Annotated in this window: 17 protein-coding genes; 6 read left to right on the forward strand and 11 right to left on the reverse strand. The window is 52.6% G+C overall.

All coding sequences use genetic code 11. The features are described from left to right. The 3 genes from MRY86_RS25115 to MRY86_RS25125 all read right to left on the reverse strand — a co-directional run. On the reverse strand, positions 1 to 4,288 hold a 4,288-nt coding region (locus MRY86_RS25115; protein ID WP_293567061.1), incomplete at its 3' end, for a CUB domain-containing protein. A 125-nt stretch (positions 4,289 to 4,413) separates the two neighbouring features. Beyond that, positions 4,414 to 5,331: an alpha/beta hydrolase gene (locus tag MRY86_RS25120; RefSeq protein WP_293572017.1), complete on the reverse strand. Its 918-nt coding sequence runs from the start codon at positions 5,329 to 5,331 to the stop codon at positions 4,414 to 4,416. 12 nt (positions 5,332 to 5,343) lie between these two features. Continuing rightward, the gene (locus MRY86_RS25125; protein WP_293572018.1) at positions 5,344 to 5,934 is read right to left on the reverse strand and encodes a TetR/AcrR family transcriptional regulator; all 591 of its coding nucleotides are present in this window, start codon (positions 5,932 to 5,934) and stop codon (positions 5,344 to 5,346) included. Positions 5,935 to 6,039: 105 nt separating this feature from the next. Here MRY86_RS25125 and folK point away from each other — a divergent pair, with 105 nt between their 5' ends. Both folK and MRY86_RS25135 read left to right on the forward strand, forming a co-directional pair. Further along, on the forward strand, positions 6,040 to 6,531 hold the full coding sequence (folK, locus tag MRY86_RS25130; RefSeq protein WP_293572020.1) for a 2-amino-4-hydroxy-6-hydroxymethyldihydropteridine diphosphokinase: 492 nt from the start codon (positions 6,040 to 6,042) through the stop codon (positions 6,529 to 6,531). A 33-nt stretch (positions 6,532 to 6,564) separates the two neighbouring features. Then, on the forward strand, positions 6,565 to 7,980 hold the full coding sequence (locus MRY86_RS25135; RefSeq protein WP_293562697.1) for an NAD(P)H-binding protein: 1,416 nt from the start codon (positions 6,565 to 6,567) through the stop codon (positions 7,978 to 7,980). Here the strand turns inward: MRY86_RS25135 and MRY86_RS25140 are convergent. Together MRY86_RS25140 and MRY86_RS25145 are read right to left on the reverse strand one after the other, a co-directional pair. Next, positions 7,919 to 8,956: an MlaD family protein gene (locus MRY86_RS25140; RefSeq protein WP_293562698.1), complete on the reverse strand. Its 1,038-nt coding sequence runs from the start codon at positions 8,954 to 8,956 to the stop codon at positions 7,919 to 7,921. The two genes, MRY86_RS25135 and MRY86_RS25140, sit on opposite strands and share 62 nt — an antisense overlap. 138 nt (positions 8,957 to 9,094) lie before the next feature. Continuing rightward, positions 9,095 to 10,636: an N-acetylmuramoyl-L-alanine amidase gene (locus MRY86_RS25145; protein ID WP_293562699.1), complete on the reverse strand. Its 1,542-nt coding sequence runs from the start codon at positions 10,634 to 10,636 to the stop codon at positions 9,095 to 9,097. A gap of 23 nt (positions 10,637 to 10,659) precedes the next feature. Between MRY86_RS25145 and MRY86_RS25150 the strand changes: the two genes are divergently transcribed. Further along, complete coding sequence (locus tag MRY86_RS25150) at positions 10,660 to 13,431, forward strand: putative LPS assembly protein LptD (protein ID WP_293572022.1); 2,772 nt, start codon at positions 10,660 to 10,662, stop codon at positions 13,429 to 13,431. Positions 13,432 to 13,687: 256 nt separating this feature from the next. Here the strand turns inward: MRY86_RS25150 and ccsA are convergent, their stop codons facing one another. Both ccsA and MRY86_RS25160 read right to left on the reverse strand, forming a co-directional pair. Next, positions 13,688 to 16,561, reverse strand: coding sequence for a cytochrome c biogenesis protein CcsA (ccsA, locus tag MRY86_RS25155; RefSeq protein ID WP_293572024.1), 2,874 nt, complete (start codon positions 16,559 to 16,561; stop codon positions 13,688 to 13,690). Between the two features lie 135 nt (positions 16,562 to 16,696). Next, positions 16,697 to 17,092: a cytochrome c maturation protein CcmE gene (locus MRY86_RS25160; protein ID WP_044227724.1), complete on the reverse strand. Its 396-nt coding sequence runs from the start codon at positions 17,090 to 17,092 to the stop codon at positions 16,697 to 16,699. Between the two features lie 239 nt (positions 17,093 to 17,331). On the opposite strand from MRY86_RS25160, the gene MRY86_RS25165 reads away from it, so the two are divergent. Continuing rightward, the gene (locus MRY86_RS25165) at positions 17,332 to 18,033 is read left to right on the forward strand and encodes an ATP-binding cassette domain-containing protein (protein WP_363325374.1); all 702 of its coding nucleotides are present in this window, start codon (positions 17,332 to 17,334) and stop codon (positions 18,031 to 18,033) included. Between the two features lie 4 nt (positions 18,034 to 18,037). On the opposite strand, the gene MRY86_RS25170 is transcribed toward MRY86_RS25165, so the two are convergent. Continuing rightward, on the reverse strand, positions 18,038 to 20,143 hold the full coding sequence (locus MRY86_RS25170; protein ID WP_293564123.1) for a thioredoxin domain-containing protein: 2,106 nt from the start codon (positions 20,141 to 20,143) through the stop codon (positions 18,038 to 18,040). Between the two features lie 195 nt (positions 20,144 to 20,338). Here MRY86_RS25170 and MRY86_RS25175 point away from each other — a divergent pair, with 195 nt between their 5' ends. Both MRY86_RS25175 and MRY86_RS25180 read left to right on the forward strand, forming a co-directional pair. Then, positions 20,339 to 20,989, forward strand: a complete 651-nt coding sequence (locus tag MRY86_RS25175; RefSeq protein ID WP_293564125.1) for a leucyl/phenylalanyl-tRNA--protein transferase — start codon at positions 20,339 to 20,341, stop codon at positions 20,987 to 20,989. Positions 20,990 to 21,001: 12 nt separating this feature from the next. Further along, entirely contained in the window at positions 21,002 to 22,774 is a 1,773-nt protein-coding gene (locus tag MRY86_RS25180; protein WP_293572026.1) for a tetratricopeptide repeat protein, read from the forward strand. Here MRY86_RS25180 and MRY86_RS25185 read toward each other — a convergent pair. Genes MRY86_RS25185 through cybH form a run of 3 tightly spaced genes read right to left on the reverse strand, consistent with a single transcriptional unit; the run spans position 22,756 to position 25,253 of the window. After that, positions 22,756 to 23,925 (reverse strand): Sua5/YciO/YrdC/YwlC family protein, encoded by a 1,170-nt coding sequence (locus MRY86_RS25185; protein ID WP_293567656.1) that lies wholly within the window; start codon positions 23,923 to 23,925, stop codon positions 22,756 to 22,758. The two genes, MRY86_RS25180 and MRY86_RS25185, sit on opposite strands and share 19 nt — an antisense overlap. Continuing rightward, positions 23,922 to 24,455, reverse strand: coding sequence for a hydrogenase maturation protease (locus MRY86_RS25190; RefSeq protein ID WP_293567658.1), 534 nt, complete (start codon positions 24,453 to 24,455; stop codon positions 23,922 to 23,924). Before MRY86_RS25190 ends, MRY86_RS25185 begins: the two co-directional genes overlap by 4 nt. Positions 24,456 to 24,461: 6 nt before the next feature. Continuing rightward, positions 24,462 to 25,253, reverse strand: a complete 792-nt coding sequence (gene cybH / locus MRY86_RS25195) for a Ni/Fe-hydrogenase, b-type cytochrome subunit (protein ID WP_293567660.1) — start codon at positions 25,251 to 25,253, stop codon at positions 24,462 to 24,464. Positions 25,254 to 25,261 lie beyond the last annotated feature (8 nt).

A 25,261-nucleotide genomic window follows, 5' to 3' on the forward strand; every position in this document is an offset into this window, starting at 1 on the left:
CCAGCAGGATGTTGCCAATGACTTCCACCGTAACGGAGCCCACAAAGTCATCGCATACGCCATTGCTTGCCGTTAGGGTGTAGGTTGCGGTCTCCGTTGGGCTGACCACTGGTTGAGGATTATTGAAATCACTGAACAGTGGGTCCGTAGACGTCCAGGTGTAGGTCGTATTCTCATCTTCTGCGAAGTTGAGCTGCACGGACTCGCCCAAACAGATAGTGGTATCGTTGGCTAGTTCCACAGTTGGGGCGGGGGAGACCGTCAGGTCAAAAGTTTCCGTTAGGGTGCCACACTCCGCCGCACTAATGTAAATCAGGGTATAGGTACCGGATACGGTGGGCTCGAAAGTGCCACTTTGCCCGGTAGCCAGCTCGTTGCCGTTCGGGTCTAGCCATTCGTACCGGTCTTCAGCAATGGCATTGTCGATATCTACGCTGAAGGTCACTTCTTCGTTAGAGCAAAGGTCAGTAGGCGAAACATTGACTGCATTGATCTCTGCGGCCTGTACCACGCGCACCTGCACCTGATCTTCCACATCCGGGCAGATGCCATCGCCGGCCACAAGGAAGTAAGTGGTGGTGGTGTCCGGCGTTACAGTGAGTGCGCCATCTTCAATTGTGCCAAAGTCCGGGTCTGTAGCGGTCCAGGTGTAGTTGTAGCCCGGATCGGTATTGAAAATGAGTTGGATGCTTTCTCCTTCGCAGATGATGGGCGAAGCTTCCAGTTCGTAGGGTGGTGGCTGCAGCACGTTCACATTCGCACTCACCTCCGTTGGGCAATCGCCCACGGATGCTTCAAGTGTGAAGGTGGTACTTTGTGAGAGGTTACTGCTTGAGGGGTTCAGGCAGTCCGTACAGCTGAGTTGTTCAGTCCCGCCGGTCCACTCAAAGGAAGTGGCGTTATCGCTTATAGTAGCCTGGAAATCGACGCTGTTGCCATTGCAAATTGACGTGTCAGAGGGGGTGATGGTGATTGTCGGTGTTGCGTTTACATTGACTTGCGCAAAAGACGTATCCGTACAAACGCCATTTTGGGTTACTCTGAAATATTCTACGGTATCTACTCCTGTGATGACGAGGTTGTAAAGGGAATCGGGAGATTCCTGACCGGTTTCGGGCCCCCACTCGAAGGTTATTCCTGAGAAATCTGAGGGTTCATACAAGGGCGATTGCAGTACCAGTATTTCGCCTTCGCACACGGTCGTATCCAAAGGCATAATACCCAGGCCAGCAGCTGGCAGACTGTCCACAACCACATAAACAGAGTCTTTGCGGAAGCAGGTGCTGCCTACCGCTACTTCAGCGTAGTAGGTAGTGGCTGTTTGGGGGCTTACGGTTATTGCAGGCGCCACAAGGGTATCAAAACCAGGGGTGGAGGCCGTCCAAACCGGTGTTTCCGAAGTCGGTACGATGTTTGTCATGAATTCCAGCTCAACTTCCCCCCGGCAAATCCTAAGGGTGTCTTCTGCAAGAATATCAATACTAATTGGCGTAATCTCTACATCTGTTGAAGCGGTTTCTTCACAGGCACCACGCACCGCGGTCAGGGTGTAAGTCCCTTCGCTTTGCGGGAAGATAACCGTATTGAGATCAGTGGGGTCTTCAATACTCTCCGGACCTGCCCAGTTGTATACGACACCCGGCTCCGGTGCCAGGGTACTCAAAACCAGGGGGTCACCCTGACAAACAGCGGTGTCGTTGCTCAACAGAATTACCGGTGGAATGGAAACACTGACCGTTACGCTGTCTAGCGAAGGTACCGGGCACTCCTGGTTTTGTGCACTGACGAAATAAGTGGTGGTCGTATCTGGCGTGACTGATGGGTCTGCCTCCGTTGAGGTGAACCCTCCAGGCGTGGCATTCCAGGTATAGTCTACGCCCGGTGTGGCGGCTCCACCTACGGAAACGGTTTCTCCAAGGCAAATGTCCAGGTCAGGTGAAATAGCAATGACCGGAGCCTCCGCATCCAATACCGTAATGGTGACCGCATCTTCCAGGGTGCAATTGTCTGCAAACAAGGTTACAGGAAGGGTGTAGGTCCCGGCGGCCTCTGCTATGATAAACGGGTCGGGGCATTCGGTGCAGCTGAGGCTCAGCCCGGTGGGGGGCACCCACTCATAGGTGGCATTCAGAAAATTACTGCCCGCTACTATTTGAATTTCTTCATTTCGGCAAACGGTTACGTCAGGGCCAGCGTCAAGATCATAAACCTGCACCAGTACACTCACCGTGTCCTGATAGCAAACGGCATCCACCAGGCCCACATATTCTGTTGTCTCGGTAGGCGTGGCCAATGGGTCCGGGCAGTCATCACAGGACAGCGTAGTAGTGTCTTTAAGCCAGGTGATGTTGTTGACGGAGGTTTCCAGGAGTAACTGCACGCTCTCGCCCTGACAGATCGCGGTGTCGGTATTGAGCAGCTCCACAGGGGTTGGGGCAAGCACGTCCGGGTCAGAAGCAGACCAGTCTACTGAAATCGCCCCACTTTGGATATTGTCTCCCCAGTCATTAATGAGTACCGCGTATACTTCACCAGGCTGGCAGTTAATGACAGCAGCGAAGTCATCAACGTTGCCATTAGGGTCTGGCGCACAGTCCAATTCGTCAATTACTTCTATTCCAGTCACAGGGTGGATACTGGCCAGTCCGGTAGGATCGGCACCACCGGCATAGGAAGACCGGATGGGTTGATTGTTCTCTACGAATTCCACAATAGCCTGCGGGTCGCTGCATACTTCATCCTTGTCCAATGGGCCCCAGACCTGAAAGTCAATATCTGAGTCTTCCGCAGGCAAGTTGGCCGCTTCCACCGTGAAGCCAAAGGGACCTGCTGACTGCGCTTCTATCGTAAACCAATAATAATTAGGGTCAGCGGAGCCGGTATTGAACCAGCAACCGTCATTCAGGCCCGGGTTGAAGGCGATGTCTTCAAAACCCTGATTAAAAGTGAAGACAGAGGGGAGGTTATCCGGAGGAATACAGCCGTTGAGCGGATTGCACAATGCATTGAGCAGAGAGGGCTGCAAGTTGCACTCGGCCTCTGTGATGGAGAGGTCAAACTCCGTGCAACCTGTGCCATTGGCTACGATAATGTAGTAAGTGCCGGGCGATTCAAAATTAGTCCCGAAGGCACTGCCACCGCCACCAAGGCCTACGCATTCTGTAGCAGGATCAAGAGGAGGGCCATTCAAAATCAGGACACCGGTACCCGCGTCTGCACCACTGACGATCACATCTGCACAGAAGCCACCATCAGTAGTATAGGAAAACACAACGTCTGGCCCATTGAGGAATGGCGTGGGGCCACAGGGCGTTTCCGCAATAGTACCTGCCTCACCACAGGTCGTGAAGCCACTGCCTTCAAATGGTAAGCCACTGATCACAGTGGGATTGTCAACAGAAGAACCGCTACAGGCCAGGGGGCTACAGTTCCAGGTGAGCTCGAAACCGGGAGCTGTAGCCGATCCATCAGAAGTAAACTCTATAGTCACGGAAGGTTCTGAGGTTTGTATGGTAATGGGGTCCGTATTGCCGCCTGTATAGCTGCCCAGTAGCGTACCACCGGCATTAGGGCCGGCGTAAATATTCAGGAAGTCAAAAGTATTCTCGAGTTGGAAATCCTGTATCTGAATTTCCAGACATTCAAACAGCGTGGAAGGCGTAATCGTGAAAGTAGCGTTCTCGCCATTGCTGTAGTCCGCATCCGGTCCTCCGGAATCATAAAGCGTACCAAAACAGGCGGAGGTGAACGTCTCATCACCGATATTAATGGCGGGGACGTATTCTTCCACACAAAGACGGAAGTCTCCCGCATTCGGCGTACCGGTGGGAGAGTAGTCATTGACCCGTATAAAATAGGTCGTATTCGGGGTTAGCCCGATGATGTCTACCTGTGCTGTTGCTTCTCCATCCGCAGCGGAAGAACAAAAACTCAGGTCAGCTAGGCCATCAAACATACACTCGCCCCTGTAGATGTTGATCTGTGGGTTCAGGATACTGCCGTTTGGGCCATCTGTGGCTCCCTGCAAAGTCACCGTGACATCAATAATATCATCCGTTGTGGTAAAAGAGAACCAGACGTCGCGGTCGACACTGCCCCCATTGAAGCAGGAGGGGATATTTTCTGACCCTATGTTGGAAGGTGTCGCATTAATATTGTCATAAATATCATCATTACAGGCCGGAAGTGCGCCAAGTGCGATTAAACCATCACAGTCATCATTGACGGGTTGGGCAGAGAGGGCAAATTGCAATAACAGTAGTAGAGTGAGTGTGGAAAGTATTCTCATGCTTGCCAAGTTAATGTTTGTTTTTCGAGCCTAAATCAGGCTTGAACTTGGCTAAAAATAATCAAAATTTGAAACTACAGCCCTCCCATTTCTTTATCGGTCGGATGGTCAACATAAATCTGTGGTCAGGGGCGGGCATGAATGAAGTCAGCCACTTCGCGGATCAGGTCAGGATTCTTCATCAGCCGGTAGTGCCCGTAACCATTGGCAATGAGCAGACTGGCGTTGTCCCATGCCTCAAAAACGGAGCGGGCTTCCTCGATAGAAACAATAGCGTCTGTTTCATCATGGACAATCAGAACTTTACCTACGCTTTTGGAAATATTCGCATTGGAAGTGTCCGCATAGTGAAGAGGGAACTTCACTTTTTGCTCAATAAAGCGGATGAATTCCCGGGCAGCAGGGGGTGGGACATTTAGCGTTTCCATAGCGTTGTTCAGTACCTTTTCCATTTTGTCTGGTACGCCTATTAGTACCAGCTTTTCGACCCTGATGGAAGGATCGAGGTTGGAAAGGGCAAAAGCCGTGGAGGCACCTCCGAAGGAATGAGTGATGATGCCGTGTACCCCACCGATCTGATTGATAATGGCCCGTACGGCCCCTCCAAAGTGGGGGAGGTTGGTCCGCTTTCCATCAGAATTACCATGAGCAGGGCCATCGAATGCGACCACACGGTATCCTTTTTCGACCAGTGGAGGTACAAAAGTCCGCAGCGCTGTGCCCCGGGATTCCCAGCCATGTACCAGAAGTATGGTCCGGCCTCCGTAACCCCATTCGTACCCTTTGAGCAGTTGCCTGCCGTACATAAACTCAAACAAGCGGGCGCTTTCGAGCAGGGCATCACTGGTTTTGTGCCGGGCGCGGATCCGGGGCGTGGAGAAAAAACGGTACGCCAGCCTGGCCATGGCTTTGGGGAATATATACCCAAAAAGGCCAAACATAAACCGGATAACCTTTAAAACCGGCGGATAGCGGACCGGCTGTTCCGGCGAAGGGTCCTGATAGTCAGAGGAGAGGTAGCGAATATCTTTTGTGATGGGCATATATTCGAGGATTTAGGGTTGGAGTTGTTCAATCATTTGTAACAGCAACTGGGCTACCGGGTTGAAATACCGATCTTCCTTATGCAGTTGGGCCAGCATGATCCCGCCCTCCAGGGTGGCAATAAACTGGGTGGCGAAGTCTTCGGGAGATATGTCAGGATGGACCTGCTTCTTTTCCTGGCCGTTTTTCAGGGTGGTCACTATTCGGTCGTGCCAAATCCCTACAGCTTTAATGGCATGTTCCCTGAGGAGCAGATTGCCGTCATCTGCCTCAATGGCCGTGTTTTGGATCGGGCAACCGCCTGCAATAGGCGGCTGGGCGGCATGCTCTTTGTAAAAGTAGACAACAGCTTTAAGTTTGTCAATGGGGTGTTCTATGACGCGGGTCCGGGCACGGACTTGCTGGTGCACTTGGTCTACTGCATGCTGAAAAGCAGCCACAGCAATATCCTCCTTACTGGAAAAATTACCGTAAACGCCACCCTTAGACAATCCGGTCGCTTTTATGATGTCGCCCATTGAGGTGCCTGCGAACCCGCGCTGATTAAATAGTGCAGCGGCTTTTTCGATAATTTGCTGGCGTGTACGGTCTGATTTTGACATGAGTTTTAGTATAGTTGCCACAAAAATAAACCGATCGGTCTGTAAATGCAACTTGCGAGGGAGGTAATCCTTGGTATCAGAATAAAACTTTACCTTCGCACCCATATGAAACGGGTCTTTTTACATACCGGCAGCAATCAGGGCGACAGGCTCAGGAACCTCAAACAAGCGGCATCCGCGCTTGAGGAAACCGTGGGACCCCTCCTTCAGTCTTCCCGGATTTTCGAGACAGCCGCCTGGGGTGTCCGGGACCAACCGGATTTTCTCAATCAGGCGCTGGAACTGGAAACGGCCCTTGACCCTATTGGGTTGTTGAATACAGTCCTGGAGATCGAACTTGAAATGGGCCGGGTAAGGATTCAAAAATGGGGGCAACGGCTGATTGATATTGATATTTTGTACTACGATGACATCATTTGGGAGAGTGATCAGCTGACTCTTCCTCACCCACATTTGCAGGAGCGCAACTTCGTACTGGCCCCTCTGCTGGACATTGCCCCTGATCTCGTTCACCCCCGCCTGAAGAAAACAACCCGTGAGCTGAAGGGGCTTTGCAACGACGCTTTGCCAGCTTTGCCTTTCCAGTCGGAAGAATAGCGAACCTTCTGGTAGCTTCTCCGTTTGGTGAATATGAAACCTACCGTCGCTATTGCTGGAGCCACTGGTTTTATTGGTCGCTGGTTTATGGACCGATACCGGCATAAATACCGGTTTATCGCGCTAAGCCGCAAAACCATGTCCCCGGAAAAAGCGGACCCTAACGTAGAATGGCGGCAGGTTGACCTTTACTCCCTTTCTGCCAGCCGCGAAGCGCTCAAAGGTGCAAATTTTGCTTTGTATCTGGTGCATTCTATGCGCCCTTCCACCCGCCTCAACCAAGGCTCCTTCGACAATACGGATTTACTGCTGGCGGACAACTTCGTCCGGGCAGCGGAGCTCAATGCCGTACAGCAGATTGTTTTCCTGAGCGGTATACTGCCGGAGGGGGAATTGCCGGATGCGCGCCCGCTGAGAAGCCGTGCCGAAGTGGAAAGAACCCTGGAAAGTACATCTGTGCCCCTGACTACCCTGAGAGCGGGCATCATCGTGGGGCCGGGAGGGACTTCCTTCAAAATCCTGGACCGCCTTGTTGATCGATTGCCGTTAATGTTGTGCCCCAAGTGGACGTGCTCCCAAACACAGCCCATAGGATTGGACGACACCCTGAGGGTTATTGACGCCGTTTTGGGCAATTCCGACTATTTTAATGCAGAGTATGATATCGTAGGGAAAGGGGTGACCACTTATTATGATATGCTCAAACGGCTGGCGAAACTAAAGGGAAGGAAACGTTGGATTTACGCCCTGCCTTTCAATCTGCCGGGGCTTTCCCGCCTATGGGTGGCTTTATTTTCCGGACTGAGCCCGACCATGGTTTCTCCGCTGATCGCCACGTTGCGCTGGGACCTCAAAGGAAAGCCCAATCAGTTGATGGAAGAGGTGCCGCCCACCCAGCATTTCGAAGAGGCAGCGAGGCAAGCACTTCAACAGCAGAAACAAGTGCCTGCTTTACCCTTAGCAGACGAGCAGCAGCGCAGGGAAGAAAAAAATACGGTAAGAAGTGTTCAGCGCCTGCCCAATCCTGGCGATCATTCAGCCATCTGGGTGGCTAAACGTTATCAGACCTGGCTTCCCCGGCACTTTCGGTATCTTCTGAAAGCCGACCACCGGGGGCAGACTACGGTATTTCGCATTGGAGGGTTTGAGCTGCTGCACTTGAAGTTTATCCCGGACCGCAGCGATGCCAATCGGCAGCTATTTTATATTGTCGGCGGTCAATTGGTGAAGCGCCGGGACCATGGCTGGCTGGAGTTTCGCAGTGTGCTGGGTGGCCGGTACGTTATTGCGGCGATTCATGAGTTTGTGCCGCGCCTGCCCTGGCTGGTTTACAACCTGACGCAGGCACTCGCACATCTCTGGGTGATGTATCACTTTGGGCGTTATCTTAATTCCCAGCCTCTTGAGCGTCCTGACGGTCATAACGTTCCACTCTCCGACGGCTCTTAAGCGGCATGTACCGGTAGGGGCGGTCCTGGAAATCGGTAACCAGTGAATCCGCTTCGCGGGTGAGGTTGGAGAGGTTGCGGTACAAAGCCTCATCCTTCATGAGTTGCCCCAGCGTCCCTTCACCTTCTTTAATACCATCGACCAGGCCGGAAATGCCGGCGATGGCCTGGTTAGCATTCTCAAGCGTTCCTTTCAGCTCCTGAATAGAAGCATTGATCTCGTTGACGGTTTTCTGCAGGTCGGCAGCCACCAACTGGCTGCTCAGGCTATCTGCATTAGCGATGATTGCGGCGATTCTGGCATTGTTCTTTTCGAGGTTCCCGGTGATAGATTCGACATTCTTTAAAGAACTCGAGATATTGCCGGATGACCGCCGCATGAGTTGGTCGAGCTGAGCAGTGGAAGAGTTGAGGTTCGCCATGGTTGCGTCCAGGTTGCGCATGGTATTGGCAATGGGCGATTGGCTTTCTTCGCTGAGCAGGGCGTAGTTGAGCGTATCGATGACTTTTTGAAGGCTTTTTTGAAGGATGGCGGCGTAATCGCCAACGGCTTCTTCTCCGACCATTGAGTCCAGCAGACCTCGAAATTCCCCTTCCAGGGTATCGCCAGGTTCTGCGCAATCATCACCGGAGCAGGGTTTGTCGTACATCAGCTTGACAGCCTTGCCGCCCATAAATCCCGTCGCTACAATTACTGCACGGGTGTCTTTAGGGATCGTCATGCCAGGCTCCAGGTCCAGGACGACCTCCACGGTGCGGTCTACGTCGTTAAGCAGGCCCACTTTGGCTACGCTGCCCACTGGGACACCATTGATAAACACCTGCGTGCCTACCTGCATGCGGTCCACTTTAGGGTAATAGACTTTATAGGTGTTGGATTTAAGCAATACATTTTTGCCCATAATGAATTTGTAGCCCCAGTAAGAGACCGCAATGGCTACAATAGCAAGAAGACCTACCTTTACTTCGTTTGACATGGTCGTGTTAGTTTAAGCGTCGCAAAGGTATAGCCCTTTGGGTTAAAACGGTAATTTTCGGCCGTTTACTTCTTCAGGAGAGCAGGAGCGGTTAGTGTTTGCTCCAGCGGCTCCATCACTTGCCAGCCCTTACAAAGGTTAAGGTGTGCCCAAAGCCTGCCGTACGTCATCCATGGAAATGCGTGCGCCATTGCGGTAAGCCACAATAAATGCACCCGGGAACCCGCGGTTTTCCAGTGATAGTTTGGCCTGAGTGGCGTGGTAAATGGAGGTGAAGTTTTTGGCCTGATATTTAAAAAATTCCCCTTCGCGTACCACCTCGATCAGGTAACCGGTATTGTCCCACTTTGGGTGGGAGGTATCTAATGGGTCTTTAGAGGCGGCCAATTGAACATGCAGGCTAATCCCCAGGTCGTCCAGTGTGACTTCCCGGAGCCCTGTGTGCTTTTCAGTAGTATGTTGTGGCTGAGGGGTCAGAGGTTGTATGGCAGGCTCGGGGCGAACCTCAACGCTTTCCCCCTTCCGTTGATAGGCAGAAGGGGTGGGCTCGGCTGGCGGCGTGTAAGAATTGGGTGCCGCTTCTGGTGAACGAGCAACGAGATAGCGGCCCTTAGACAGGGGCGGCGGGTTGGGGTCAGGCTTTTGATCAGGTTGGAACTGTTCTTCCTGCTGTAAGACACGTGCCGGGACGGCAACCGGCGCGGCTGCCAAAGGCTGAGCTTCCGGGCTGTTTTCTACGTGCCGACGGTAATCTTCAAAGGCGGCGATCATCGCTCCGGCCACCACCGCCTGGCCCTGTGGCGTCATCAGATAAGCTTCCTCAGAACGGTTGCTAAGAAAACCGGTTTCCACCAGCACACTCGGCATCGTAGTTTCCTTAAGGACTACGAAGCCGGCCTGCTTGACACCCCGGCTCTTGCGGTTGGCTTTTGCAAAATGTCCCTCCACCTTTTCTGCAAACAGAATACTTTGCTCGAGGTAGGCACTCTGGAACATATTGAGCATAATATGCCCTTCCGGAGAGTTGGGGTCATAATCGTAGTTGGCCTCATAATTTTCTTCCAGCAGGATCGCAGCGTTCTCCCGCTTGGCCACCTTAAGATTATGCTCTGCGGTATGCAGGCCCATTACGTAAGTCTCGCTCCCGTGGGTAGCCGAGGAGCCGGGCATATAATTGCAATGGATGGAGATGAATAAGTCTGCATCGTTGCGGTTGGCAATCGCAGCGCGCTCATGGAGTGGGATGAAAACATCGGAGTCGCGGGTCAGAATCACATTGAGGTCCGGATAATGGATCCGCATCTCCTGAGCCAGTTTCAGCCCAATGGCCAGTGCCAGGTGTTTCTCCCGGGAGTGCCCGCCCAGGCAGCCGGGGTCGTGCCCGCCATGACCGGGGTCAATGACTACGGTTTTGATCCGATAATCGGGCGGTAAGCCCAGGGCTTTTTGAAAAGCCGGAAAGGGAAGTGGTATCCCTTGTGAGAAATCCTCCGATAATCTGGCAGGTTTTATAACTTTGCCGCGCCTGTGCACCGGGCAACCCGAATGATCGGAGCCCGAATGGCAGGCAGCCTCAGCCATAGCTGGTGCCGGAAAGGATAATGAAAAGTTAAACCCGGTACCGGTAAACGGCAAAGCGAGTAGAAACAGCGTTGGTAGAAAAGTTACCGCTTTCGTCATAAGCACAACTTAGAATTGTATCCTTGAAGACAAAGTTATTAATAATTATTGTATTCCTGCTGTGCAGCCTTCCTTATCTACAGGCGCAGGAGCCTGTAAATGAGCGGGATAAACGGCCGCCATCGGCTCAGATGCAGGTGGACAGCGCAGCCCGTGCCATGCCCGGGGATACCTTGCCGTTCAGTACCGACCGGGTAAGGACCTCTTTAGATACGCTACCAAAGGATACCTTGTTGCCCCGCCAGCGTGAAACCCGCGAAATTTCTTTCTCCAAGGATTCTCTAGATGCTCCGGTACAATACTCAGCTGTCGATTCAATGGTCTATGATATTGCCAATCAGCGGGTGCACTTGTACGGGGAAGCGGAAGTGACTTATACCACCATTAACCTGAAAGCGGACCATATCATTTTTGACTGGAAGACGAACATCGTGACCGCTTCGGGTATGCCCGACAGCCTGGGGCGGCCGGCGGGTTTGCCGGAGTTCTCGGATGCCAGCCAGAGCTTTACGGCAGATAGTATGCGCTACAATTTTTCGACAAAAAAAGGGGTGGTCTACGATGTGGTCACCACGCAGAATGATGTGGTGGTCCGCGGGCAAAAGTCGAAGTTCGTCACGCAGGAAGCACAGGACAGCACAGCGGAGGACCAAAACGTGGTGTACAGCTCCAATGCGATTTTTACCACCTGTACGCATGAGGAGCCTCACTTTGGCATCCGCAGCCGCAAGCAGAAAGTCATTCCCAATAAACTCGTTGTGGTGGGCCCTTCCAATCTGGAAATTATGAACGTGCCTACGCCGGTTTGGCTGCCCTTCGGTTTTTTCCCGATACCGCAGGGGCGGTCAACGGGCTTGCTGTTCCCGCGTGATTACCAGTACTCCCCGCAGTGGGGCTTTGGTTTGGAAGGCATCGGCTGGTACTTCCCCCTGGGCGACCACTTCAATCTGTCCCTCACAGGAAATATTTACCTTAAAGGGACTTGGGGGGTCAATGCGCTTTCCAACTACAACAAGCGCTATAAGTACAACGGTAATTTCAATATCGGCTACGACGTACGAAGAAGCGAGGATTTAGAGGGTAACATTTCCCAGCCCAAGTCCTTCATCTTTCAATGGAGCCATCAGCAGGCACAGTCCGCTCACCCGACGATCAACTTTGGTGGTTCTATCAATATTCAAAGCAACAACTATCAGCAGCGGGTCTTCAACGATCAGCGGGTACTGGAAAACCAGCTTCGGTCCAACCTAAACTTTAGAAAAAACTGGCGGGACAAGCCTATCAACCTGACGGCTTCCTTCAACCACAACCAAAACTCTAATACGGGCGACGTTACAGTCAGCTTCCCCAATGTAAGGTTTCAGACACAGGCTATTAACCCGTTCAAGCGCAAAAACAGGACCGGGCCTGAGAAGTGGTATGAAGCCATTACTTTCCGTTACGATGCAGAGGCCCGCAACCGGTTTCAGGCTAAAGACTCCACGCTTTTTACGCAGGAAACAATTGAAAATGCCCAGTTTGGTGTCCAACAGCGGGCGAACCTCGGTACTTCCTTTAAAGTCCTTAAGTACTTCAACCTCAACCCTTCGGTCAACTACGATGAGGTCTGGTACCTGCGCACCTTGCGCCGGGATTTTGACCCTACGGCTTTGGAGCTGGACACGATTTCAGATAGGGGCATAGATTTTGTAGACACGCTTTCCTACGGTGAAATCACTGAGCGGCAGGTGGGCGGCTTTGAAGCTTACCGGCAGTTTAACGCAAGTGTGAGCCTGAATACACAGATTTTTGGGACCATGCGCTTCGGGCAGGGCTGGCTGCGGGGCATCCGCCATGTGATGAAGCCCAGCATTTCCTTTGGCTACACGCCTGATTACACCAACCCGGACCTGGGCTATTTCCGGGAGGTGAGAGACCCCGATACCCGGGATGAATTCGATACCTACTCTATCTTCCAGGGTGGCATTTTTGGCAGCCCCTCCACTGCCGGGCAGCAGATGAGTATTGGCTACAGCCTCAACAATATTTTTGAAGCGAAGTACTTCTCCAAAAAGGACTCCACGGAGGAGAAACTAAAGCTCTTTGACAACATCATCGTTTCCGGTAACTATAACTTTGCAGCAGACTCTCTCAAGTGGAGCCCGGTCAATATTTCGGGGACCACGCGGATGTTTAAAGGGATGACTACGGTAGGCCTGCGCGCCACTTTCGATCCCTACCGGGTCAACGAGAATGGCCGGCGGGTAGACGACCTGCTTTGGGAAACCGAAAACCGCTTATTGCGTTTCGATCAGGCCACAGCCCGTTTCAATACCAACCTGACCGTTGGGAAGATCAGAGCCTTATTCCAGGGCGAGAAAGAAGAAGAAATTTACGATGCAGAAGCAGAACTGGAAAGGCAGGAAAGAGGTTTGCAGCGGGTAGAGGAAAAGGACTTCCTAAGCCTGTTCGAGAATTTCCGCATCAGCCACAACCTTTCCCTCAACTGGGAGGGGATGCCGGACGGGCGGGATACCTTTTTCATCGCCACAAACACCATCAACTGCAGCGGCAGCATACAGTTGACGCCCAACTGGTTTATCAATATCGGTAACTTTGGGTACGATTTTGTAAGAAAAGGGATTACTTATCCATCGGTAGGCTTCCAGCGTGACCTCCACTGCTGGGAAGCAGGCGCCAACTGGCAGCCGCTCCGGGGCACCTACAGCTTTTACATCCGTGTGAAGCCTGGCTCACTGGACTTCCTGAACATTCCCTACAATCGAACGAACGGGGATGGTCGAGGGCAGTTTTAGACTGTGTTGGGATATCACCTTTTGGGCTGCATTTGCCAAATTTTATCCTGCACTTCGTTGCTCTTCAGTCGCTTAGCTCAGGCTAAGCTCCTTCATCGTGCCCCCGACGATGAATGTCGGGATCAAAGACTTGTTCAGAATAAAATTTGACTACATTCGCTCCAAAAGCGAATTCCCAACACCGTCTTAAAAAAAGCGGGCGGAAGCTGGACCACTTGCCAACTTCCGCCCGCTTAACCGTCGTGCGGTTCTTTGTTTAAGCTACCTGCCGACGTTGCTGCATCCGCACCAACATGCTCATAAACAGCCCAATCATCATCATCGTTGAGCCCAGCCAAAACAGGTTGATGCCCGGGAATTCGATAGCCTCCAGCACAATATAATCGGCACGCAGGGAGTCTGTCGCCACCTCGAATGGGATCGGGTGCTCGCCTCCGGTTTCCGCCTGCCCAATCATAACCTCCACGGTTTCCTCCTGTGGGTTGATACCGGTGAAGCGGAAGTGCAGCCCCAGCTCGGAGATCTCGTCTTTCAGGTTGAGGGGGCGGCTGCCGCGGATGAGGTATAGCGGTTGTGCCATATAGGATTCCCCATCCTGTCCCTGTACACTGATCATTGCGCTTACGGCAATGTCTTCTTCTTGGGGCTCGTAGGCTTCATGTTCCGGATTCTTGTTGAAACCTGCAAACTGAATGGTGTGCCCATTGTACGTAATCTGGTCTCCCTCCTTAAAGGTGAACGGCTGGTACTCCATATTGACCTCCCGGCCAAATACGGCATCAAAAATACCTTCGCTCAGCCGCACCTTGGAGCTAATATCATTGATCTGTACCGGATAGCTATAGAGCATTTGACCCCGCAGGACCAGCACCGGCTGAACAGTGAATACGCTGTCTTCATCCAGGCGCTGAATACGGATGGTGGCCCCGATAGGCAGGTCTCCTTCTTCCTTAGTGTAATCAGGATGGGAAGGGTCGCGGTCAATGCTGACCAGCTCTGCACGGAAGCGCTTCACAAAGAAGGTGTCCTGATCGCGGATGGGCACGGTGTCCTGAAAGGCGATTGTCTCTCCGATCAGCGCTTCGTACACCTTGTAGTTCAGGCTGTCTTCCCGGTTTTTGCGGTATTCCATATCGATTTCCACCCGTGGCAGGGAAGCTATATGGGTGAAAATATCTCGATTCAGATAACGCTTAGTCGACGGATTGGAGGCTGCTACCTTGGTGAAGGATTTATCGTAAAGAATATTTGGATAAAGGTTGAACTCCTCTACCACATCCCCGGAAGCATCCCGCCGCTTGTAGTTCACTTTGAAGGTACGGGAGAACTGGCTTACGGTATCAGAAACATAGGTCACTTCGTAATCGCCCATGATCAAAGGTGAATCCTTGAAGAGTATGACGTTTTTGCGCAGCTGATCTTCGGTAGCCCCTTCGATGAGCCCCTCCATTACAAAGGTATTATTGGAAATCACCTCCTGATTAAGCCCGGAGGCCAGGATACCGATGATCATCAGTCCGAAACCAATGTGAGAAACCGCAGAGCCTGCCATCTTAAGCCGGGCTTTAGCTACAGTAAACAGGTAATCCACATTAGCGACGATGGTAAACCAACCGAAGAACAGCATAACGGTGTACTGCCAGGCATTCATGGCGATCCAAAGTGTCGTCAGGTAAGTCAGCAAGGCAGAAATGCCGATGGCTGCACCCGTATGAATGCTAAATTTCTTAAGCTGCTTGCTAAAGTTAGGCTCCCGGAAGCGCAGGTACTGGCTAATGCCGGAAAGCAAACTGATGAAGACGGCAATCCAGATTTGGTATTTGTTGTAGTGAGGCACCGGATCAGTGATGACTCGGCCGATGTAATCCGGGTTAAAGTACGTCATGATCTTGTTGTACACCGGCAGGGAAGTGGAAGCCGAAATGATGAGGCCTGAGAACAGCAATACCAGCGAACCGATAAACATCCAAAACTCCCGGGAGGCAGTGGCTTCCTCTTTCTGAGGCGCAGGTATGCTGTTATATCGCTTGCCAATCAGTACTGCTGACAGCGCGATGTAAAAACCAATTAGCAAAATCAGCTGGGTTTCCAGCCCCATTTCCGTAAAGGCATGCACCGAGGTATCGCCCAGTACCCCACTCCGGGTCAGGAAGGTGGAGTACAGAATGAAGATAAAGGTCAAGGCATAAAAAATATGCGTACTGCGGATGGAGTGTCCGGTTGCATTGGCAATCAGGTTGGTATGAATGCCGGCAATGAGGAAAAGCCAGGGCACCAGCGACATGTTTTCCACCGGGTCCCAGGCCCAGTATCCACCAAAGCTAAGGGCTTCATAGGCCCATGCACCGCCCATCAGGATGCCGATACCCAGAATGGCACCGCTAAACAAGCTCCAGCGCAGGGCAGGCTTCAGCCAGGCTTTGTGGTCGTTGGTCCAGAGAGCTGCTATGGCGTAGGCAAAGGGGATGGTGGTAGAGGCAAAACCGAGGAACAAAGTCGGCGGGTGGATGGTCATCCAGTAGTTTTGCAGCAGCGGATTGAGCCCGGTGCCGGTAATCTGTGATACGTAGTCGGCACTCTGGAAAATCGGCGCATCGACCATATCCCGGAGCAGCATCATAGGATTGCTGCCCAGCCGCATAGGGTCGTCTCCAAACCCGATGTAAATACCGAGGATCATAGAACCCAAAAAGACCTGTACGGAAGATAACAGTGAGAGGGTAGGGGCTTCCCAGCGCTTACCAGTAGCCATGAGGACACCGCCGAGCACGATGTGCCAGAACATCCAGAGCAGAAAGCTGCCTTCCTGCCCTTCCCAGAAGGCTGAGAAGATGTATTTCATAGGCAGATCTTCAGAGACGTGCGCCTGAACATACTGATACTCATAATACTGATTGACCATCACGTAAAACATGGTGCCAATCAGCGTGAAAACGGCAATGCCATGAATAAGGAAGGAAAACCTCCCGATACGGAGCCAGTTAGCTGCCTCAGCGGGCTGTTCGCGGCGCTGTGTCGCAAAAAAGTAAGCAATGGTGGAGAGCAATGCCGTAGAGAATCCTAGCATGATCGCCATTTGACCAATATGCCCCGGAATAAGATGTTCACCTACGTACTGAATGTCTTGCATGGAGTGTTATCGTTGATCGAAAATTTAGGTGGTGCAGCGCTATGGGCTGCCTGTTTTGTTATCGGCTGAGTGTAGCAAACCCCGAAGACTGCGGGAGGCTTCGGGGTTTACAATTGAAGTGAGGAAAAACAAAAGCTACCCTGCCTCACTCTTGATGTAAACCTCTTCCTCTTTATATTTGGAAGGGCACTTCATGAGCATGTCAGTGGCCACAAACTCGTCGCCTTTCATAGAGCCGGTCAGTACGATCTGCTCAGAAAGCTCAAAGTCCTGTGGTTTCTCCGAAAGTAGGACTACCTTGCGCTCATCTCCTTCCGCATCCTTGATGTAGAAACTGAAATAGTTAGGGTCTGTCTCGGGGTCGTAGTGCATTTCCTTATCTTTGGAAAGCTGCCCGGCAATTTTGACCCGCTCCCCGCTTTGTTCTGCGTCAGCGAAAGTGGCATAAGTGCTCATGTCATCCGCTGCGCTCGTTAGCATAGCGATGGCAACCCCTACCATAATAATCGCGATGATATATATTTTCTTCATGACGTTAGCTGTTTGTCTACAGTTTTAAGCCGAATGCTCCGCTATGGTTACTTTGGCGAAGCTGTAATGAATACAAACATACGTTTAGTTTGTTCCTCATGTGGGCTTCGGCATGGTCAAATCGTTGTCAATTCTGCAAAGGTAGGCAAGGGGTGGCTTTTGGGGGATGATTTTTGTCAGAAAATGCGGGAGAGACTGGCTGATCCCCTTACAATGCCTATATTTGGCTACCTAAAAAAATGCCCCTGCCTATGAATGAACGGATTATCGTCAACTTAAAGAACCTGGCCATTGAGCAAATGGACCATCAGGTGCTGAGCGGTGTTTCTTTGAACATCACCAGAGGCGAGTTCGTCTATCTCATCGGGCGGACCGGCAGTGGCAAGTCAAGCCTGCTCAAAACCCTATATGGTGCTCTGCCTCCGGGGCCGGGTAAAGGAGAAGTGGCTGGATTTGACCTCTCTAAGCTCAACCGTAAAACCATCCCGTTGCTGCGTCGTAAGCTGGGCATTGTTTTTCAGGACTTCAACCTGCTTTCCGATCGTACCGTTGAGGACAACCTTCGTTTTGTGCTCGAAGCAACCAATTGGAAGGACGAGCAAAAAATGCGTAGCCGCATGTCTGATGTGCTCGAGCAGGTCGGGCTGAAGGGCAAAGAAAAAAAGCGGCCGCACCAGCTCTCCGGTGGTGAACAGCAACGCGTGGTCATTGCCCGCGCCCTGCTCAACAAGCCTGAACTCCTCATTGCCGACGAACCCACCGGCAACCTCGACCCCGAAACCTCAGATGATATTCTCTTGCTGCTCCGCCGCCTCGCTCAGCATAACGATACCGCTGTTCTACTCGCCACCCACGATTACCGAATCATCGAGAACTTCCCGGCCCGTATCATCCGCTGCATCAATGGCAGAGTCATGGACGAGGAGGGGTTTGAGGTCTGAGGGCTTACTGCATTTGACGAACAGCTGCCTCCGCCTCCTGCACCGGTAGCTGGCAGACTTTATTCTGGCAAACGTAAATAAAGGTTTCTCCTTCCTGTAGTTTCCCTTTCAGTAATTCCAGGCTGCCTTCATCGGCCCCGCCCAGAAATAAAGCATTGGGCAGGTAATGCTGTTGCAGGGCCTGCCGCCTTTCAGCGAAAGCTTCCCCTACGATAGCCACTTCGTATAGCGGGTAAGTCAGCTCGCTGTACAGGTTCATCCAGTTGGAAAAGTAGGAAGGCGCAGTGGTCTCTTCAATTTCCCCGGTCATGCGTTGCAGCATCTGACGGGCCCGCTGGGTGTAGGTGGTGTCGTACAGGTACGTGCCCAGGTGCAGCAGGGCGCGGCCCATTGAGGAGTTGCCGGACGGGATGACATTATCTTCGGTTTTTGCGGTCCGTGCTATAAGTGCCGGGTCTAGGTCGGAGGTGTAGTAGAGCATTGGGCTGTCTTCAGCGGAGAAATGCTTAAGGGCATATTTGGCAAGGGCCTCCGCGCGTTCCAGCCACTTTTCCTCAAAGGTAATCGCGTACAGGTCTAAAAAGGCTTCAATCGTGAAGGCGTAATCATCCAGAAAGCCGTTGATCTTGGCTTGACCATCCTTGTAGGTGCGAAGCATGCGCCCTTCGTCCTGCACCAGCTTTTCCTGAAGCAGTTCGCCTGCACGGACAGCAGCATCACGGTAGTCCGGCATTTGCAGCGCCTGAAAGGCATGGGCATAGCCGCTGATCATCATCGCATTCCAGCTAGTCACCTGCTTGTCGTCCAGTCCGGGGCGGGGGCGTTCGGCGCGGGCGGTAAAGAGTTTTGACCCGGCATCGGCGATGATTTGACTTAACTCAGACGAAGACAATTTGTACTCATCCAAAATTTTCTGCTCGTTTTTTTCTCGTATCAAAATGTTGCGCCCTTCCCAATTACCACCGGGGCGAAAGCTGTAATAATCCATGAAAACCTGAGCCATCTGGCCTTCACCGAGCACAGCGGTCACTTCTTCGGCCGTCCAGGTGTAAAAGCGGCCTTCTTCCCCTTCACTGTCTGCATCAAGGCTGGAGTAAAAACCGCCTTCAGGGCTGGTCATTTCCCGGGCGATGAATTCAAGGGTTTTTTCCAGCACCGTTTTATAGGCTTCCTCACCGGTAAGCTGATAGGCTTCGCTGTAGAGGCTGACGAGCTGTGCGTTGTCGTAGAGCATTTTTTCAAAGTGGGGCACCTCCCATCGGGTATCGGTGGAATAGCGGGCAAAACCTCCGCCGAGGTGGTCGTACAGCCCACCGCTCATCATGGCATCAAGGGTGGTTGTGGCAAAGCTGAGCAGGCTGTCCTGACCGGTGAGCGCATGCTGTCGCAGCAAAAACCGGAAGACAGCGGGCAGGGGGAACTTGGGCGCACCTTTTAGTCCCCCGAATTGCAAGTCCGCTTGTTCAAGGATGGCTGAGGTGGCTGTCTGTAGAGCATCAGGTGAAAGTTCAGAGGATTCCTCCAGTGGTTTGGGGCGGCTTACCGATTGGATGCCTTCTGTCAGCAGTTGCCCGTACTCCTCCAGCTTATCGCGGTCGGTTTGGTATAAATCAGCGAAGTATTTCAGCACCTCCAGCCATTCTTTTTTCGGGAAGTAAGTACCCGCCCAAACCGGCTGCCCGTTGGGCAGCGCAAAAGCATTCAGGGGCCAGCCGCATCCGCCTTCAGCCGCGAGCTGACAGGCCGTCATGTAAATATTGTCGACGTCCGGGCGCTCTTCCCGGTCCACTTTAATCGCTACGAAGTTTTCATTCATAATGCGGGCTACTGTCGAGTCTTCAAAGGATTCGTGCTCCATCACGTGGCACCAGTGACAGGCCGCATAGCCCACGCTGATGACGATGAGCTTGTCTTCTTCCTTTGCTTTTTGAAGGGCTTCCGCTCCCCAGGGGTACCAATTGACCGGATTATGGGCGTGCTGCAGCAGATAGGGGCTGCTTTCATGGACCAGGGCGTTCGTGTGTTTGTGAGCTTGGTTGGAGCCGCCACAGCTGGCCAGAAGCACGAGCAGCCCAAACAGGCTGAACCGGGGCCATTCAGAAATACGCATTTTGAGGTAGTTTAGTCTGTTCATCAAAGATGATAATAATGGTGAATAGGGGGGAGGTATGTCCGTGATACCAAATGTGCGGAAAAATGGGGAAGAAGGAGGCACTCGCTACCCATTTTTTATTGGAGCAATGACAAATCGCATCTGACAATTGGAAGCCCCTCTTTATTTTTCGACCATTAATACGCAAGAGCCATGCCTTTTTTTCAACTCAGCGAAACCGATACAGGCTTCCCACCGGCACACTTTGCCGACGAACAGGGGATGATAGCTGTAGGGGGAGACCTCTCCGCAGAACGGCTGTTGAATGCCTATCAGAGCGGCATCTACTTTTGGTTCGGCCCCATGGATTTTATCAAATGGTGGTCGCCTGACCCTCGTTTAATTTTGAAGCCGGAGGAGGCGGACCCGCCAGAACAGCTTCCTGGTTACCGCCCGGATTTAGAAGTCACTTTCGATCAGTATTTTGAGCCACTGCTCCGGCAAATACAGGAAGCCCAAAACACTCCGCCCATGGGCGAAAACTGGGTGACAGCGCAAATGGCAGCAGTCTACCAGTCACTGTTTGAGCAGGGCTATGCACACTCCCTGGAGGTCCGGCAAGGGGCCACCTGGATAGGGGGCATCTTTGGAGTGGCCATCGGCAAGGCCTTTTTCGCAGAATATACCTACAGTGGCAGGGAAGGGGGCGCAGCTTTAGCGCTATGCTTGCTGGCTAAGCAACTTCAGGCTCAGGGCTACCACTTTATTGACGTTCAAAAACCAACTATTGATACGCCTGATCTGGGGTTCACCGAAATGTCGCGCATGGCTTACCTGGATTTGGTCAAAGTGGCTTGTGCTTAAATCAGAAAAGAAATGGAAAATACAATCGACGACTTATTGCAGGAAGCGCAGGTTTACTATCAAAGTAGTGCCTGGAAGCAAGCTGTAGACAGCTATGAATCTGTGTTGAACCAATGCACCGACCCGCTGCTCAGCGGGCAGGTTTACAGTGCCATAGGCGCCATTTATCAGGAACAGGGAGCGCCTGAAATAGCAATCCGAAATTACGAGCAAGCCTTTGAAGCGTACCAAAAAGCCGAGCCGGTAATGAATGCCGAGGAAAGGCACCAAATGGCAGGTTTGAGCAATAACCTTGGCAATTTGCTGGCTGCCCTGCGGCAGTACAAAGCAGCGGATGCCTATTTCCGGGCTGCCGTTAAGCGGTATGAGGCTTTGGCAGAGACCGACGAGGCTACTTTCCAACCCTATCTCGCACTCACTGTTTTCAACCGCGCACAGGCAGCAGCCCGGGGCGGCGATCATTACAACTGGCGCAAAAGCATCAAGCAGGCTGTGGCACTTTACGAGGGCTTGGTCAAACAAAGGGCCATCTTTCAGCCCTATTTGGGCAACGCCCTGACCTCTCTGGCCGACAGTTACACCGATGAGGACCCTCTGATGGCAGAGCTTTACTGGAAGCAAGGCATCCGTGCCTACGAAGCAGCTTTGTCGAATGACCCCTCGGTACTGCCCTTAATTGCTGCGGGCTACAACAACCTTGCTTTCGCTCAAAAACAGGAGCGGGCCTACAGCAAAGCGGTCCTGTCTTATACACAGGCGCTGGAGGCGTACGCCGACCTTTCGGAACAACGCCCGGAAGACTTTCAGCCATTTGTGGCCAATACCTACAATAACCTCGGCGTGCTCTTTACAGAAATGGGAGAGCGGGAGGAAGCTATCCTCAACTATGAGCGGGCGCTGGAACAATACAATGTGCTGGAAACTCAGCAGCCAGGCTTATTCCTGCCGTATCAGGCCACCCTTTACCACAACCTCGGCGTACTTCACGACGAAAAGCAGGCTTACGAAGAGGCACTGTCTTACTACCGAATGGCCCTGGAGCAACGGCAAGTGCTGGCTATAGACCATCCTGAAGGCTTTATGCCTGACGTGGCAGTGACGGCGCTGAATATGGCAACGCTTTTCCAGTCTCTGCTGGAGCTTACTGCCGATATGCAATACCAGGCTGAAGGATTGGCGATGCTGCCGGTTATTGAATCAGCATTGAGCCAGATAGAGCAGGAATCGCCGGCGCTGGCTAGTATGCAAAGCGACTTAGCGTATTTCCGGGATTTCTTTTCCAATGTCCAATACCCCACGCTGGAAGCCGCCCGGCTGATGCGGGAAATCGCGCTTTGGCAGGAAGAACAGCTCTCCACGCTGGAGCACAATGAGAAACTCAGCTGGCAGCACAAAATAGTCGATGCGTTGGCCACTTACCACCAGCAACATCCAGGCCATCGAAGTATGGAGGAGGAGCTTGCACAGGCTTATGCTTTTCAGGCCTGGCTACTTTTGCTGGCCGGACAAACCAGCGAGGCCCTAATTCCAGCTCAAAAGGCAGTTGCCCTCAATCCTACAGACCCTCAGCCCTTCGTCAACCACGGGCACGTACAGCTGATGCTTGGAAACCTTGGGGAAGCCCTAAAGTCTTACAATCACGTCAAAACACAAATCACGGCCGACAAAAAACGTGTGGTGGACCTGGTGCTGGATGATTTGAAGGTGCTAAGAGATTGTGGGCTGGATGAGGGATTGGCTGAAAAAGTGGGTAGTGCACTGCAAACTCAGCAGGCAATCGCGTAGGAGCTGCCCCAAAACCGGCAGATGAGGTCCAACAGCCATGCATTCTTGAAGTACCGGCCAGACAGTAAAATACTATCGGCCTGCTGTGCTTCAGCTTGCCGCCCTGCGTAATCTGCAAGGGAGAGATGAAGCCGGGCAGCGATCAGTGCTGATTCGTGCCCTTGCGAATGGGCTTCCGTAACCGCCTTCAGCAGGTAGTCTGGTATAGCCGTTCTTCCATCCCAGTCTTGCAGGAAAGATAAGGTAAGTTTCGGGAAGTTGTGCCGGAAGTAAGTGTGGGCAGCGGATTCCAAACGCATCACGGCTTCATATGGATAGTGCACTTCGGACAGGCCCAGCAAGATCGCTGCGGCATTTTTAAATAATCCTCCCCAATTACCTTCAATTAGCAGCGGTGTGGAATGCCTCCCGGTAATCCTGTATTGCAGGCAACCCCGCTCATCCCAGAATAGGCCCAGGCTATTGACGGTTTCCAGTTTTGTCCTCTGTCGGATCACCATCAGCTCATCCAAAGGAGCCTGGCTTTCGGTTCCAGTCCTAAAGCGTATTTCGGTGCGGTTCATAGGGCTGTGGAGGAGGATTGGTGGTTGCGGCACTGGGGCTTCGTAAGGCGGGAGCTGGAAGAGCATGGCATCAGCTAGCGCTGCCAATTGAGTCCGGTCCCGCTGTGGGTGGGTAGCCGGTGGAGCGCCATGCCGGTTGGCGCTGCTCATAACGGCTGGCTTTTGCCAATGCGTCATCAGGTGTCGGAGCAGCGGAGTACCGGGCAGGGCTGCCCCAACTCTGGACAAACCGGGTGCAAGGGTATCAAAAGCCAGAGTCGACAAGGGATCGGCATTGCGGGTGAGCAGTACAATGGGATTTTCCGGAGATTGAAGGGCCAGCATATCAGCGGCATCAACTTCCAGGTCTTCGGCGAGGATGAAAAGCTCATGATAGAGTAGGGGAAGTGGCAGGGGCGTGCCCTTGCGCTGCCGGAGCCGCTGTATGGCTTTTGGATGGGCAGCATCCGCCAGGAGTTGAAACCCGGATGGGTGCTGTATGGCTAGGATTCCGCCCTCGTTTAGGCACTCAACCGCAGCTTCAATCGCAGGTGTGCCCCCGAGAGGCGCCACCGGGGAGCCGAATCTGGTAAACTGGTAAGGGGTCATACCGTTTCGGGTGTCGCTAATTGTTGAATAAGCTGGCCCACTTCCCTGGCTAAAACCGGAATACTGTTTTCTACAGCCGGGCTGAGGGCCACGGTCATAGGCTGTATCTCTTCAATAGAGATGGTAAACAGGTAAAGCTCCGGGACCCTTCCCAGCAGGTACATGGATTCGACCATATCCTTAAGCCCAAAGTCGTGTGCGGTGAGCCCTTTCGGGAAATCAGAGGAAAAGCGGGGCTTGATCAGGGAGACCGTTCCCAGCGGCTTTTGGTCCATAGTCGCATCCACAAAGATGACCTTGTCGTAGGCATCAAAATGCCCCATGAGCGTAAAACCGCCCACCCCGCCATCAAGGATGTCTGTATCAGGCAGTTGTATATTGTTTTCCGCCAGCCATTGGATAAACTGCACACCAATACCCTCATCGCCCATGAGATAATTACCAATGCCAATCAAGAGTATCGACGGGCGCTGAGCGGTGGCATCGGGCGCAGCTATCCGCTGACTGAGTTTTGCTTCGAGTTCTCGCATGTTGATTTAGTGTGCTTCTGCTGCCGGTGTTTTTTCTTCTTCGCTCCAGGGCTCTTCTTCCTGAGCCGGTGGGGTTTCCCCTTCCAGCGTATCTTCCGGCTTGATCCGGTCAGACAGTACAAATTTGTAACCGCTGAACATAGAGGACACTTCGCCCCGGCCTTCCAGCCAGTCGTGATAGAATACCAGGTAGACGTGGATGATAATGAAGAGAATCATCAGCCACGTCACCCCGTGGTGGATAAACCGTACGGTGAAGTCGCTTCCAAACAAGGGGATGACCCATCCAAATAAGTCTGCCACAAAGAAGGCAGACATAGGCTCATACAGCCCAAATCCTGTAGCTACCTGCACCAGGGCTAACAAAAACAGGACCACATAAGAGGCACCAGCAACAGCATTATGCCCAATCGCAATATTGCCCAGGCGGTGCTCTTTATCCACACCAAGCAGAATGTCAATCTGCAGTACGTGTCTAATGTTCAGGAGGGCCTTTTGGGTCAGGGGCAGAAAAGACCGCCAGTTGGCATAACGGTTGCCGACAAATGCCCAGTAAATCCTGAGTAGCATAACCCCAAGGAAAATGTAGGCGGTGGCAAAATGGATGTAGCGCACTGTCCCAAACCAAAATTGCCCGCTGGCTTCTGTACTGGACATGATTGCCGGCGGATTGGCAATCACAAAGCCTGTTGCGGCCAAAACGGTGATGCAAAGCGCATTGGCCCAATGGAAAATCCGGACGGGTAGCTCCCAGACGTATACGCGTTTAAAGGTCAGGTCTTTTTTTGTAGAGGCCATGGTCTCAG

It is taken from the genome of Phaeodactylibacter sp. (genome assembly GCF_022763345.1).
In the GTDB taxonomy this organism is placed as follows: domain Bacteria; phylum Bacteroidota; class Bacteroidia; order Chitinophagales; family Saprospiraceae; genus Phaeodactylibacter.